The following is a 13,433-nucleotide window of genomic DNA, read 5'->3' on the forward strand; positions in this document are numbered from 1 at the left end:
GGATTACGAGGCGAGGACGGCCGCGCCGTCGAGGGCGAGGATCTGCGGCCCCAGCGCGGTCACCTCGCCCGTACCCATCGTGATCACCAGATCGCCCGGCCCGACCAGGGCGCGTACGACCCCGACGGCCTGGGCGTGCTCGCGCACCACCGTGACCCGGCCGCCGTGCTCAGCGACGGCGGCGGCGATCCGGTCCGACGTAACGCCGTCGGACGTGGCGGTGCCCACGAGCGAGTGAACGTCCAACAGGACCACCTCGTCGGCCGCCGCGAGCGCCCGCCCGATCTCCTCGCCGTGCGCGAGCGTGCGCGCCCCGCCGGACGGCTCGAAGACGACAATTACGCGGCCCGAGGCCAGCTCACGGCCCGTGGCGATGTCCGCCTCCACGGCACGCGCGTGGTGGGCGAAGGAGTCCCGGACCGTGATCCCGGACTCCTCGCCGGTGCCGACGGGAGTCATGCGCCGCTGGACCCCCGGGAACGCGGCGAGCGCGTCGAGGAGGGGCCGGTGGTCAGCGTCGAGGACGCGCCCGCAGGCGTAGGCCACGGCCGCGTTCAGCGCGTTCACCCGCCCCGGAACCGGGACGGTGAGCACCGCCTCTGCCCCGCCGGGCTCCCGAACCACCACCCGACTGCCCTCCCCGCGTGCCTCGACGGAGATGACGCGGAAGTCCGTGCCGGGCGTCTTGCCGACCGTGGTCACGGCCAGACCGGAACGGGCCCGCACCCTCTCGGTGAGGAGCCGCGCGCCCTCGTCGTCGGCGGACACCACCAGGTGCGCGCTGTTGCCCGCGAATGTCTCGAAGACGTCGAGGACGTCGTCGCGGTCGACGTACGTCTCGGGGTGGTCGTCGTCGACGTTCAGCACGACCGCCACGTCCGGGCGGTACTGGACGAGTGTGCGGTCACTCTCGTCACCTTCGGCCACGAGGATGCCGCCGTGACCGGCGTGGGCGTTCTCCCCGCCCACGAGGGCACCGCCCCCAACCCAGGACGCGCCCAGGTGCCCGAGCATCGTCCCGAGCATGGCGGTGGTCGTGGACTTGCCGTGCGTGCCCGCGACGACGACGGACGTGGCCGCCTGGGCGAGCAGGTGCCCGAGGGCCTGGCTGCGGTGGAGCACGGGGAGACCGAGCTCCACCGCGTGAGCGATCTCGACGTTGTCCGGGGCGATGCCGCTCGACCAGACGACGGCGGTCGGCTCACCGACGCTGTCGGCCCGGTGGCCGACGTGGACGGTGCAGCGCACCGTGGCCAGCGTCTCTGTGATCGCGCCGGCGCGCAGGTCCGAGCCGCTGACCTCGGAGCCACGGGCGACGAGGAGACGGGCCAGACCGGACATCCCTGCCCCGCCGATGCCGACGAGGCGGGGACGGGTCAGGTCGGGGACGCCGTCGAAGGGAAGGATCTCGTGGTGCCGGGTTTCTACCATGCCGCTTCCTCCAGGTGAGGGAGATCGATCGCGGATCGGTGGTTGGTACGTGCAGGGCGCCGGGCGCCTGAGGGACGAAGCCCCGGCGCCCACCTCCGCCGCCCCCTTGTCGGGTGCGGCGGAAATCTGTGGGTCAGGCGGCCTCAGTGGTCGGCGGCCTGGATGTTGTCGGCCGCCGTCGTCCACTCGACGCCGCTGGGCGGCCGGACGTGGGCGACCCGGACGGTGCCGTGGCTGTGGAGCTCGTGGACGACGGCGACGAGCACCCCCGTCCCGCGCGAAGCGATGTCGCGGACGGGCTTGTTCAGAAGCGGGTGCTGCTCGTAGCCGTCAGGGCCTACCGGGTTCACGTCCCCGGCTCCTGCCGAGCCTCGGCGCGGCGCATGAACCTCTCCCAGCCATCGGCCGCCCGCAGCCGGAGCGCCCGGCTCGGCGCAACCGGCAGAGGCTCCGGCGGCGCGTCCGTACGGCCACTGGCACCCGGGTTCCTGCGGGGCGGTTCGGAGATGGTCACGCGCTCACTCCTCTCGTACGGGGCAGCAGCGGGCCGCAGTTCGGGACGCAACACGGCCCGCTGCCTCGGGGGAGCCGCCCGGAGGGTTCCTCACCTCCGGGGGCGTGTGACCAGTGAATGCGGCCGGACTCGTTCGGACTATGTCTGACGAAGGGTCTGCAAAGACTGTGCGTGGATCGGCACACTCTGTGCATGGCTGATTCGCTGGGGGATGTGCTGCGGCAGGCTCGGAACGCCATGCGTCTGTCGCAGGAGAAGGTGGGTAAGGCCGTCGGGTACTCCGGTTCATGGCTGTCGCGGGTCGAATCCGGGAAGATCCATCCGGACGAGGACACGCTGCTCGTCTTATGTGGTGTCCTGGGGCTGACTGCCGCTGATGTCGGACTCGAAGGGGATGCCGTGCACCGCCGAAAAGTGCTCACGCTCGGGCTGGGAGTCGGGATCGCTGCCGCGCTGCCTGGCACTGCCGCTGCTGCGGCCGATCCCAAGGAGTTGGTGGAGCGGTCGCTGTTCCACCTGCCCGAGGCGCGGCCGGCCTCGCGTGAAGCGCTGCTTTCCGCGCTCGTGGAGGCCCGAACGGTGTTCCAGGCGGCGCAGTACAGCAAGCTGGGGCGCACACTGCCGTCGCTGATCTCCGGCTCACTCGCTTCACAGGCCCACGACATTGCGGCGCGTGGGTATGTGCTGCTCGCGCAGCTCGCGATCAAGAACTATCAGGGCATGGCGTGGATCGCGGCCGAACGGGCGCGTGCACAGGCGGAGCTGACCGGAAGCCCGGTGGTGATGGGTGAGGCCGCGCACTCCATGGGTGTCTCTCTGCGCCGTAGTGGTGACTATCAAGCAGCGATCGACCATCTCCAGGAAGCAGCCGGACGGTTGGGGCAGCACCCCGACGAACTCGCCATGCGGGGCACGCTGATGCTGACGGCCTCGTACAGCGCCGCGCAGGCCGGTTGGCGGGGCCAGGCGATGGAGCTGATCGGCGAGGCCGAGGACACGGCGAAGCGACGGGAGACGGCCTCACAGCGGCTCTACATCCCCGGCGAGTTCGGGGAAGCCCAGACGCGCGGCTTCCGCATCTCCGTCCACCACGCCCTCGGCGAGGACGACCAAGCGCTGATGTACGCGGAGAAGCTCGACCCGCGCCGACTGCCGACGGCCGAGCGACGGGGGCGTATGTGCATGGACATCGCCCGGGTCTGGCAGGCGCTCGACGAGCCGGAGAAGACGTTCCACGCCCTCCGTGCCCTGGCTTCGTACGCGCCGGAGGAGGCGACCCGGCCGAAGGTCCGGGGAATCGCCTCGGAGCTGCTGATGCTGCACCCGGAGATGCCCGGGCTGCGCCGGTTCTCGGAGAAGATCGGAGCGACTGTCTGATGAGGAAGGGGGACGGGATGAACGAGGACGGCCGGATCTTCCGCGAGGCGTGGATCGCCGGGGTGCAGAGGCACTTCCCCGGTGACCCGAAGCCCGGCTACATCACGCCGTGGGAGGAGACGCCCGAGTGGGAGCGTGAAGCCGCCGCAGCCGTGTACGGGCAGGTGCGCGACTTTCTCGCGATCAGCGAGGGGCACGCCGCCCGACTCACCCGCGAGCAGAAGAGCCGCTTCGTCGCGATCTGCTGGACGGCCCAGATGTTCAAGCACTTCAAGGACCCGAAGCCCGGCTACGTCGCCGACTGGGCCGACCTTCCCGCCTGGCAGCAGGAGACGGACGCGGACATCTTCGAGCGCATCGAGCAGACGGTCTGAGCCTTCCCCGGGGCGGCGCGAGCCCGCACCGATCCAGGTCGCGTGGGGTCTAGTGGGTCGCGCGCGTGATCCACTCCAGGTACTCGGCCCGCCCGGCGTCGATCCCGAAGGCGATGACCTCCGGGGAGTCGTAGGGATGCTCGGCCACGATGTGCCCTTCCAGGGCCTCGCGCCGGTCGGCGGCCGTACGGAACGTGATCTGCCACTCCGTCCCCTCGGAGACCTCCCCGAGATGCCGGTACGTCGTCTCGACCGGGCCGGTCACCTGCCCGGACGCGGCAAGGCCCTTCTCGACCGCCGAGCGCGAGAGGGAGCGGGCGGCATCCGGGGTGTCGGTGGTCGTGATCACGATCATGAAGTCAGCCATGCGGGCACGGTAGCCGGGCAGTGTCAGGCTGGTCCCGGGAACGCCTGAGCTTATCGGGCCAGTTCCAGAGCGTCCGGGCAACAAGGGACCCGCTGATTCCCTTCCTGACGCTTGGGGGCGTTCGGGTGGTCGAAACTCGGCCTTTCCAACCTCACGCTGAGGTGTGAGGACCAGCCCTGGGGTCGGTATGACTCCCCTTCCTCAACGCTTTATCCGTCCGCTCGGGCGAGTGCGGCAAGCAAGGGTATGGCGAGTATTGGTTCTTGACCACTCGGCAAGTCGGCATCAAGCATGAGAGCCAAGCAGCCGTCGGTGACTGACCTGAAGCCGACGGCCTCAGCAGCAGATATGGGGAACTGATGCTTGCTCTTTTACGGCGTCGTACCGCAGTGGCGACTACTGCGGCCGCCTTGTGTCTATTCGGAGCAGGGGCAGCACCTGCCCAGGCCGCTACGAATCCCAACCCGATCGATTGGAAGGTGTACTCCACGCACTTCGGCCCGGATGGTGAAGACTTGCCGCTCCGGGTCGGTCAGAAGGACGCGGGGAGCGTGGATGGGTTCGGTAAGCGGCACATCGAGTCGGGCCACTCGGATGAGATTTCGAGCTGGACGAACATGAAGCGGGACATCGACAAGACACTGGACCGTGGCACGTGTCCGACGTCCGGCAGCAAGACCACGTGCAACCTGAGGAGCAACTCCCTCTCCAACCCTCGCGCGGGCGGAATGATCGTCGTGTTCACCGAACGCGTGGACTCCCGGTCCAGGGATCACCGTCCTGTCGGCATCATCACGGCCTACTATTACGGCTGTGGATGCTGACAAAGTGCCGATGATCATCACGTACCGGGAGTACATCGAGGAGTTTCGCTCCGAGGTGACAGATGGTGTCGCCACCGAACTCATGGAGCGTGGCTCCAGGCTGCTCGGTCTCTCGTTTTCTGAGGACGAAGAAGGAATCTGGGTGGCGGCGGAGGTCGAACTCCCCGACCAGCCGGAGACCTGGAACCGGCGGCGCCTTATCATTCCGAAGATTGGCCCAGACAAAGATGCTTGGCTTGCTGGGACCATCTTCTCCTCGGCTCTGATCGAAGAGCTCGACACGAAGTAGAGCGCCATTTCACGGCGCGGTATCGCCAAGACGGCAAGGGTGCCACTTCCTGGAAGTGGCACCCTTGCCGCCTTCTCTCACTCGTTCGGCTCGGGCGGAAGTTCGATCCACCACTCCTTCCCGTTCTTGAACGCCCGCGCGCCTAGACGCTGACGTGCGCGAATGAGGGTGCGTTGGTCGATTCCCCACGACTCGCGGGCTTCCTCCGCGACGTCCTTGGAGCGACGCGGCCCGTCGGCCAGGTACTCGCGCAGCAGATCGACGGCCGCCTTCTTCTCGCTGCGCTCGTCGTCGGTCTCGGCCGCGACGAGGTGTTCGGCCCGGTAGTCCGAGGTGCCGTCCCACTCGATGCGGGCGCAGCCGAACTCGGTTGCCTCGACCAGCCGGTAGACCATCGTCGGAGGCTTGACGGCCACGTTCACCTTCACCGAAGCCATGAGTCGGCGGGGGCCACCCGCGTCGTCGGGGTCGGGAGCGATGAGATACCCGGCACGCGCGGCGCCGATGATGCCGATCGATCCTCCGCCCCGGCACATCGCCTTGCCTCCCGCGCTCTTGTTGAGATGCCGGATGACGACGAAGGCGGCGCCGGTCGTCTCGGCCAGCTTCGCGATCGGGTGCAGGGCCCGCCGGACACTCTGGTCGTTGTGGGAGTCGACGCCGGCCAGGAACGCCATCAGCGGGTCGACCACGACCATGCGCACGCTCTCCTCCCGGATGATCCGGGCGACATGGGGCAGGTCAGCGGGCAACTCCACGGGGCGGGCGTGCACGTTGCCGTACTCGTCCGGCTCGCACACCTCCGTCATCACCATGACGCCTGCCATGTCGGCACCGGCGGCCTGGAGGCGAGGCGCAATGGTGTCTTCCACGCCGTCCTCGGCGGTGAGGAGCAGCACGAGGCCCGGTTGCGCGGGCGATCCGTCCGGCATGGGGCGCCCACGGGTCAACCGCGCGGCGAGGTCACAGACCATGGTGGACTTGCCGTCTCCGGGGTCGCCCTCGAAGATTGTCAGCTTCCCGGCAGGCACGTACCGATTCCATAGCCATGCGATCGGCTTGCGGCGCACGGTCGACATGCGCACGACCCTGGCTGATGCGGCAGGCCGGTCCGGGACGGCCTGTACGGGCAGTGAGCGGACGATCCGGTCCGCCTGTTCGGCGAATTCGCTGCTCATACCGCGACCCTCCTCGGATGATTCGCGCCGGCGGCGAGCCCCGATGCGATGGTGCGGATCGCTTCCGCCGGACCGAGATCAATGGACGCGGCTGCCTCCTTCAAGGCGAACTCCACGGCGTCAGCGGGGAGCACGCCGCAGCCGGTCAGGGTGCCCAGGCTGAACGCGGCGCGGTGCAAGGTGTCGTTCCGGGTGCCGGGTCGAGCGCGCAACACGGTCTCGACCTCTCGCCGCAGTGCGGCGGCGCTGTATCCCCGGACGGTGAGCGGCCGGACGGCGGCTGCCGCGAGCTCGACGACGGGCGCGGCGAGATCTGCCAGCCAGTCGGGCAACGGGGTGAGTGTGTTTCCGGGCGACCCGCCGGCCCACCGATAGGTGCGCCGGTAAACCGTCGTCGGAGGCGCCACGACGTATCCGCCGACGGCCCGCACATCGATCTTCCAGCCGATTCGCCCCGCGCTGTTACGGACCTCTCGGTCAGCCGGGGCCCTGTAGTACAGGTGCAGGCCGCCAGAGCCCGTCAGGGCGACAGGCGAGCGCCCGAACGGGAGCACCTCGCCGTGCCGCTCACACAGGGCGGCGAACACGTCCCTGCCGTCGACGACCCCGGGCAGCGCCCACTCGGCGGGCGGCTGGTCGCCCTTGGCCACGTCGAGATCGACCACCACGAGACCCGACGGTCCGCAGGCGATGCCCACGCCGTACGGCCCGTGGGACCACGCCCGCGTGATGCGCTCGGGGTCGGTCGTGGCGCGTGTCGGCCACGCGCTTACCGCGGGGCGCTTGTCTTCCACGCGTAGGGGGAAGACGTGCCAGCCGAGAGCGGCGAGCGCGAGAGCGTCGGTGACGCCCGACGGGTGGGCGGGGGCGGAGCTACGCTGGTGATGACTGAACTGAGTCTTCTGTGTGATGCCCGCCTCCTGCCTGGGGCGGGCATCACTCATGTCCGACGCGGTCACCGGCGCACCTCCCGGCGGGCGGGGACGGTCTGCTCCGTGAGGTAGGCCTCAAGAGCCGAGACGCGGAAGCGGACATGCCGCCCCACCTTGACCGCCGGGATCGTCCGCTCGGCGCGGAGTCGACGCATCATGCGCGTGGGGACCGCGAGATACGCGGCGGCCCCCTCGATGCTGAGCAACGGGTCGGGGTTGGCGTGGTTCTGCTCGGGGACCGCCGCCGCAGCGGTGGTGATGACTTCGGTCATGACCAATCCGGTACCGGGCACGCTGTTCCGAAGCCCCGCCGCCACCCATGGCGGCCGGGGAGTTCGAGGGTGGGCTCTCGGCGCGGCGCGTGTCGGGGCGTGCCCTGTGTCGACCCCTCACAGAGAAGGGGTGGGATCAGCTGGCGCGAGCCGTGCCGAGCCCAGCCGGGTTCGGGCCGTTCGGAGGCAGACAACGTGCGCGTACTCGGGGCCCGATCGGTGGGGGACCGGCGTCCGTCGTGACGGGCTTCCCGAGGGCCGGTCCGTACGTCTCCGCGTCATGAGCAGTCGTCGCCAGAAGCAGCAGGCGGCGGACGAGCAGGGCGGCGCAGCGCGCGAGGGTGCGTATCACCTTGGACATGGTCAGGAGGGCCGCGCAGATGTGGCGGGGGAGGCCAGTACGGGCGGCGAAGGAGTCGGCATCGCCGTTGCCGGTGGCCACGTCGGCGAAGTCCCGCATACGCAGCTCGCCCAGGCTCTGCCCGTACGTCTTCACGGCGAAGCCCATCAGGAGCCGCACTCGCCCGTTCACCGTGGCGTCCCGGCGGCGGCTCTGCCGCGTTCCCATGAGCTCAATCGCCGCGACGTTCCATCCGGCGGAGGCGGCGGAGACGGTGGCGGACAGGGTTCGGGCGGCTTCCACTGCCGGACCGATCGTGTCCAGCACGTTCCGCATGTGTGCCTGGGATGCGGCTACTTTCTCGGCCTGCATGGCCATCGAACGCACCGCAGCGCCGAACGCGTCCCCGGCGGGGGGCTCGCTCGGCGCTGCCATGATCACGCTCATGAGTGCAGGATGAGGCGCCTCACGGGACCCTGCAAGTCGAGGGCGGCCACCCGGGGGCGCGAGGGGGCACTATGCGGGGCCCTCCGTCTGACCGCTCGGAGGCGGCGGCGTCGCTGCTGCGGTCAGCCCCAGCGTCGCCCCGAACCCGCTCATCAGGTTCCGGCGCCGCTGGTCGCTCGTGCGCTCGTAGCGCGCGGCGGCGGCGTCGGTGCGGTGGTTGAGGTGGCGCTTCACGTCGGAACGGGTCGCGCCCTGCTCGTACATGAACATGGCCGACGCCGACCGCAGGTCGTACCAGCGGAGGTCCTCGCGGTTGATCTTCCGCTTCGCGCGGGTGAAGAACGTCGAACGGTGCGAGCTGGCGAGGACGTTGCCGTGGGTGGTGGTGAAGAGGAGCGCGTCCTTGTCCGACTCCACGAACTCGTCCAGGTGGGCCGCGAGGATCGTCGCCAGTTCCTCGGGGATGCGCTTCCAGCGGTCCGTGTCGGCGGTCTTGGGCGTACTGAAGTGGTGGCCCTTGCGGCCGTGCACCTTGCCGACGGACCGGGCCACGTGCACGAGCCGCTTGTTCAGGTCCACGTCCCGGCGGCGCAGGGCGAAGACCTGGCCGGGGCGGCGGGCAGTGAAGACGGCGAACCAGACCGCCGCCCGGTAGCGGGCCGGGTAGTTCTGGGCGATGGCCGTGACCTCGTCCGCTGAGACCGGCGCACGGTCCACCTCCGGGGCCTGGCCCGCGCCCTTGATCTTGCAGGGGTTGTCCTTGATCAGTTCGTCGGTGACTGCGGCGGCCAGGACGGCGTGGAGGAGGCGATAGACCCTCGCCGCCACCTCCTCGCCGGCGGTCGGCTTCGCCTCCGGCGCGGGCGGGGCGGGGTGACCGGCCTCGGCCCACGCGGCGAGGAGTTGGGGGCTCAACCTTCCCGAGGACTTCACCTCGCGTCCCGTCTCGCGCGCCCACCAGCGCGCCGGGTGTTCGCGCGACTTCACCGCCCGCGCCTTCGCGACGGCGCTCGCCTTCACCGCCGCGCGCATCGCGGCGTACCAACGGCGCACGGTCGCCGGGTCGATCTCCCGCAGCGTCATCGCCCCGAGCTCGACGCTTCCCCCGCGCCCGTCGGGGTCCGGGAGCTTCGCGAAGATCCAGCGCCGGGCCTCGTCGCGGTTGAGCTCCCTCGTCGAGTCCTTCGTGATCTTGGGGTTCGTGGCCAGCCACAGGAACAGGTAGTCGGTCAGCAGCCGGTCGCCCTTGCTGTGGTCGAACCAGTCACCCCGGTCGATCGCCGCGAGGTGCTGGCGGTTCCATGCCTGCGCCTCGCCCTTGGTGGCGAAGGTGGCGGGGGCGTAGTGGCGCTCTCCCGTGGCCGGATGCAGATAGCTCGCGCGGTACCTGCCGGACTTCTGGCGCTCGGCCGAGCCGCTTCCCGAGGAGCGGACGCGCTTGCGCGGGCGGCCGGTCCTCGGGGCCGATGCCTCGGAGGAAGGGGAAGGAGGGGGAGTGGGGGACAAGGGACTCGTGCCTCTCGGGTGTCGGTGGTGACACCAGCCATCCCCTCCGGGGTGACTTCCTCGCGCGCTATCCCGCGCTATCCCGCGCTCGGCGGTACGGGAACGGAAAGAGCCGGTCTCCGTTGTTCACGGAAAACCGGCTCTGACCAGGCAACTCGCCACGTGGAGCGGGTGACGGGAATCGAACCCGCGTAGCTAGTTTGGAAGACTAGTGCTCTACCATTGAGCTACACCCGCACAGCATCGCGCCGCAGGTCACGAGGACCGCGGCACGAAGAGCATGGTAGCCGGTCCGGGGGCCTTCTCGCACACCCCTCGAAACGAGGGGCGCCGCGCTGTCCCCGTCCATGTACCCTACGTGTCGCACCGACGGGGTGTGGCGCAGCTTGGTAGCGCGTCCGCTTTGGGAGCGGAAGGCCGTGGGTTCAAATCCCGCCACCCCGACCAGGATGATCACGCGGTCGCCTGCCGCCTTCTTGATCACGTTGTGGCCGTCTCCCCGCTTGCGGTTACTATGCAAGCTGCGTGCCCGTGTGTCTTTCTGACCGGGCCGAGCCGCCGGACCGCTCGACGCGGATCCGGCGGATTCCAGGAATCAGCCACAAGGAGACCGAACCGTGAAGAGCGCCGTGGAGACCCTGAACCCGACCCGGGTTCGGCTCACTGTCGAGGTGCCCTTCGAGGAGCTCAAGGACAGCCTCGACGCGGCGTACAAGAAGATCAACCAGCAGGTCACGGTCAAGGGCTTCCGTAAGGGCAAGATCCCGGCTCGCGTGATCGACCAGCGGTTCGGCCGCGGCGCCGTGCTGGAGGAGGCCGTCAACGACGCGCTCCCGAAGTTCTACACCGAGGCCGTCAACGAGGCCGAGGTCAACCCGCTGGGCCAGCCCGAGGTCGACATCACGGAGCTGAAGGACGGCGAGCTGCTGGCCTTCACCGCCGAGGTCGACATCCGCCCGACGATCGAGATCCCGGACTACTCCGGCATCGAGGTCACCGTCGACGCGGTCGAGGTCACCGACGAGGACGTCGAGAAGTCCGTGGAGCAGCTCCGCGAGCGCTTCGCGTCCACCAAGACGGTCGAGCGCGCCGCCGCCGACGGCGACGTCGTCACGATCGACCTCGAGGCGAAGGTCGACGGCGAGGTCCTGCCCGACGGTGTCGCCGGCGACGTGTCGTACACCATCGGTTCCGGCGAGCTCCTCGACGGCATCGACGAGGCCGTCAAGGGCCTGGAGGCCGGTGGCGAGGCCACCTTCACCTCGCAGCTGAAGGGCGGCTCCGCCGAGGGCAAGGACGCGGAGGTCACCGTCAAGGTCACCGCCGTCGCCGCCCGCGAGCTCCCCGAGCTGGACGACGAGTTCGCGCAGCTCGCCTCGGAGTTCGACACCCTCGACGAGCTCAAGGCCGACAGCCGCAAGCGCCTCGAGAACATGAAGCAGTTCGACCAGGCCACCCAGGCCCAGGAGCGCGTCCTCGACGAGCTCCTCAAGCTGGTCGAGGTCCCGATGCCCGAGAAGCTTCTCGAGGACGAGATCAACACCCGCAAGCACAACCTGGAGCACCACCAGCTCGGTCAGATGGGCCTCGACCTCGCCAAGTACCTGGAGATCCAGGGCAAGACCGAGGAAGAGTTCCTGGCCGAGACCAAGGAGCAGGCCGAGAAGGGCATCAAGACGCAGTTCATCCTCGATGAGCTCGTCAACAAGGAGAAGCTCGACGTCTCCCGCGAGGAGCTCACCGAGCACCTGTTCCGCCGTGCCGCCTCCTCCGGCATGAGCCCCGACCAGTTCGCCCAGGCCGTCGCGCAGCAGGGCCAGGTCCCGATGCTCGTCGGTGAGGTCGCCCGCGGCAAGGCCCTCGCGGTCGTCGTCGAGGCCGCCAAGGTCGTCGACACCAACGGCGAGGTCGTCGACCTCTCCGACGACGAGGACGAGGTCGAGACCGCCGCCGAGGCCGTCGAGGCCGTCGCCGGCGAGGCCGAGGTCTCCGAGGACAAGTAAGTCCACGTCAGACAGGTCCACGGGCCCGGTACGCACCCCTGTGCGTCCCGGGCCCGTGGGCGTCTCACGACCCCTCGGACCTTGCGCTCCCAGCGAACAGTTCGGGAACCGGGATGGCGTTGTCCTACCTGCGCGTTAGGGTCCATGAATACGAGGGCAGTGCCCTCGGAACGAGACGCTGAGACGGCCTTGGCCGTCGGAGACGAGCAGGTGGATACGTGACGAATCTGAAGCCTTACGCCGCGGGTGAGCCGTCCATCGGTGGCGGCCTCGGCGACCATGTCTACAACCGGCTGCTCGGCGAGCGCATCGTCTTCCTCGGCCAGCAGGTCGACGACGAGATCGCCAACAAGATCACCGCGCAGATGCTCCTCCTGGCCGCCGACCCGGACAAGGACATCTACCTCTACATCAACAGCCCCGGTGGCTCGGTGACGGCCGGCATGGCCATCTACGACACCATGCAGTTCATCCCCAACGACGTCGTCACCATCGGTATGGGCATGGCGGCCTCCATGGGCCAGTTCCTCCTCACCGCCGGTGCCCCGGGCAAGCGCTTCGCGCTGCCGAACACCGACATCCTGATGCACCAGGGCTCCGCCGGCATCGGCGGCACCGCCTCGGACATCAAGATCCAGGCCGAGTACCTCCTTCGCACGAAGAAGCGCATGGCCGAGATCACCGCGCGCCACTCCGGCCAGACCGTCGAGGCGATCATCCGCGACGGCGACCGCGACCGCTGGTACACCGCCGAGGAGGCCAAGGAGTACGGCCTCATCGACGAGATCATCTCTGCCGCTTCGGGCGTTCCCGGCGGCGGCGGCACGGGCGCCTGAGCCCCGGCATTCCGCTCAAGAGCCCCAGCCCACCGAACGCCACCAGGACGGTGAACACCCAGATGCAGAACAACCTCTCCGCGAGCGGCCTCTACACCGGCGCTCCGATGGACAACCGCTACGTCGTGCCCCGCTTCGTCGAGCGCACCTCGCAGGGCGTCCGCGAGTACGACCCGTACGCGAAGCTGTTCGAGGAGCGCGTGATCTTCCTCGGCGTGCAGATCGACGATGCCTCGGCCAACGACGTCATGGCGCAGCTGCTGTGCCTGGAGTCGATGGACCCGGACCGCGACATCTCGATCTACATCAACAGCCCCGGTGGCTCCTTCACCGCGCTGACGGCGATCTACGACACGATGCAGTTCGTCAAGCCCGACATCCAGACGGTCTGCATGGGCCAGGCCGCGTCCGCCGCCGCCGTGCTGCTCGCCGCCGGTACGCCCGGCAAGCGCATGGCGCTGCCCAACGCCCGTGTGCTGATCCACCAGCCCTCCGGCGGCACCGGCCGTGAGCAGCTCTCCGACCTGGAGATCGCGGCCAACGAGATCCTGCGCATGCGCGGTCAGCTCGAGGAGATGCTCGCGAAGCACTCCTCGACGCCGATCGAGAAGATCCGCGAGGACATCGAGCGTGACAAGATCCTGACCGCCGAGGACGCGCTGGCTTACGGCCTGGTCGACCAGATCGTGTCGACCCGCAAGAGCAACGCCGCGGCACACTGACGCCCGACCTTCCCTCGGCAC

Annotated in this window: 16 protein-coding genes and 2 tRNA genes; 8 read left to right on the forward strand and 10 right to left on the reverse strand. The window is 69.2% G+C overall.

Annotation, left to right across the window (positions count from 1 at the left end):
• Positions 1-3 precede the first annotated feature (3 nt).
• The 3 genes from AB0G79_RS07125 to AB0G79_RS07135 all read right to left on the reverse strand — a co-directional run bounded on the left by AB0G79_RS07125 (position 4) and on the right by AB0G79_RS07135 (position 1,945).
• Positions 4-1,431 (reverse strand): Mur ligase domain-containing protein, encoded by a 1,428-nt coding sequence (locus AB0G79_RS07125; protein ID WP_360801409.1) that lies wholly within the window; start codon positions 1,429-1,431, stop codon positions 4-6.
• Between the two features lie 143 nt (positions 1,432-1,574).
• Complete coding sequence (locus tag AB0G79_RS07130) at positions 1,575-1,781, reverse strand: hypothetical protein (protein ID WP_360801411.1); 207 nt, start codon at positions 1,779-1,781, stop codon at positions 1,575-1,577.
• Positions 1,778-1,945, reverse strand: coding sequence for a hypothetical protein (locus AB0G79_RS07135; RefSeq protein ID WP_360801414.1), 168 nt, complete (start codon positions 1,943-1,945; stop codon positions 1,778-1,780). Before AB0G79_RS07135 ends, AB0G79_RS07130 begins: the two co-directional genes overlap by 4 nt.
• Before the next feature lie 192 nt (positions 1,946-2,137).
• Between AB0G79_RS07135 and AB0G79_RS07140 the strand changes: the two genes are divergently transcribed.
• Together AB0G79_RS07140 and AB0G79_RS07145 are read left to right on the forward strand one after the other, a co-directional pair.
• A complete protein-coding gene (locus AB0G79_RS07140; RefSeq protein WP_360801417.1) occupies positions 2,138-3,322 on the forward strand; it encodes a helix-turn-helix transcriptional regulator in 1,185 nt (394 codons plus the stop codon).
• 17 nt (positions 3,323-3,339) lie between these two features.
• Positions 3,340-3,696 carry a hypothetical protein gene (locus AB0G79_RS07145; RefSeq protein WP_360801420.1) on the forward strand — a complete coding sequence of 119 codons (357 nt, stop codon included), beginning with the start codon at positions 3,340-3,342 and terminating at the stop codon, positions 3,694-3,696.
• A 49-nt stretch (positions 3,697-3,745) separates the two neighbouring features.
• Here the strand turns inward: AB0G79_RS07145 and cutA are convergent, their stop codons facing one another.
• Positions 3,746-4,063 (reverse strand): divalent-cation tolerance protein CutA, encoded by a 318-nt coding sequence (gene cutA, locus AB0G79_RS07150; RefSeq protein ID WP_360801423.1) that lies wholly within the window; start codon positions 4,061-4,063, stop codon positions 3,746-3,748.
• 479 nt (positions 4,064-4,542) lie between these two features.
• Between cutA and AB0G79_RS07155 the strand changes: the two genes are divergently transcribed.
• Positions 4,543-4,887, forward strand: a complete 345-nt coding sequence (locus AB0G79_RS07155) for a hypothetical protein (RefSeq protein WP_360801426.1) — start codon at positions 4,543-4,545, stop codon at positions 4,885-4,887.
• A gap of 4 nt (positions 4,888-4,891) precedes the next feature.
• Positions 4,892-5,176 (forward strand): hypothetical protein, encoded by a 285-nt coding sequence (locus AB0G79_RS07160; protein ID WP_360801429.1) that lies wholly within the window; start codon positions 4,892-4,894, stop codon positions 5,174-5,176.
• Between the two features lie 77 nt (positions 5,177-5,253).
• On the opposite strand, the gene AB0G79_RS07165 is transcribed toward AB0G79_RS07160, so the two are convergent.
• The 6 genes from AB0G79_RS07165 to AB0G79_RS07190 all read right to left on the reverse strand — a co-directional run bounded on the left by AB0G79_RS07165 (position 5,254) and on the right by AB0G79_RS07190 (position 10,088).
• On the reverse strand, positions 5,254-6,354 hold the full coding sequence (locus tag AB0G79_RS07165; RefSeq protein WP_360801432.1) for an AAA family ATPase: 1,101 nt from the start codon (positions 6,352-6,354) through the stop codon (positions 5,254-5,256).
• A complete protein-coding gene (locus tag AB0G79_RS07170) occupies positions 6,351-7,313 on the reverse strand; it encodes a bifunctional DNA primase/polymerase (RefSeq protein WP_360801435.1) in 963 nt (320 codons plus the stop codon). The genes AB0G79_RS07165 and AB0G79_RS07170 overlap by 4 nt, the downstream gene beginning before the upstream one ends.
• A complete protein-coding gene (locus AB0G79_RS07175; protein ID WP_360801438.1) occupies positions 7,310-7,558 on the reverse strand; it encodes a helix-turn-helix domain-containing protein in 249 nt (82 codons plus the stop codon). Before AB0G79_RS07175 ends, AB0G79_RS07170 begins: the two co-directional genes overlap by 4 nt.
• Positions 7,559-7,694: 136 nt before the next feature.
• Entirely contained in the window at positions 7,695-8,345 is a 651-nt protein-coding gene (locus AB0G79_RS07180; protein WP_360801441.1) for a hypothetical protein, read from the reverse strand.
• A gap of 69 nt (positions 8,346-8,414) precedes the next feature.
• Entirely contained in the window at positions 8,415-9,851 is a 1,437-nt protein-coding gene (locus tag AB0G79_RS07185) for a tyrosine-type recombinase/integrase (protein ID WP_360801444.1), read from the reverse strand.
• A gap of 163 nt (positions 9,852-10,014) precedes the next feature.
• Positions 10,015-10,088 (reverse strand) — tRNA-Gly (locus AB0G79_RS07190).
• A gap of 133 nt (positions 10,089-10,221) precedes the next feature.
• Between AB0G79_RS07190 and AB0G79_RS07195 the strand changes: the two genes are divergently transcribed.
• From AB0G79_RS07195 to AB0G79_RS07210, 4 genes are all read left to right on the forward strand, one after another.
• Positions 10,222-10,298: transfer RNA gene (locus tag AB0G79_RS07195), tRNA-Pro, on the forward strand.
• 170 nt (positions 10,299-10,468) lie between these two features.
• Positions 10,469-11,854, forward strand: coding sequence for a trigger factor (tig, locus tag AB0G79_RS07200; protein ID WP_360801447.1), 1,386 nt, complete (start codon positions 10,469-10,471; stop codon positions 11,852-11,854).
• 218 nt (positions 11,855-12,072) lie between these two features.
• Positions 12,073-12,690, forward strand: a complete 618-nt coding sequence (locus AB0G79_RS07205) for an ATP-dependent Clp protease proteolytic subunit (protein WP_360801450.1) — start codon at positions 12,073-12,075, stop codon at positions 12,688-12,690.
• Positions 12,691-12,752: 62 nt separating this feature from the next.
• Positions 12,753-13,412, forward strand: coding sequence for an ATP-dependent Clp protease proteolytic subunit (locus AB0G79_RS07210; RefSeq protein ID WP_360801453.1), 660 nt, complete (start codon positions 12,753-12,755; stop codon positions 13,410-13,412).
• The last annotated feature ends 21 nt before the right edge of the window (positions 13,413-13,433 follow it).

The organism is Streptomyces sp. NPDC020807 (genome assembly GCF_040641575.1).
Classification (GTDB): Bacteria; Actinomycetota; Actinomycetes; order Streptomycetales; family Streptomycetaceae; genus Streptomyces.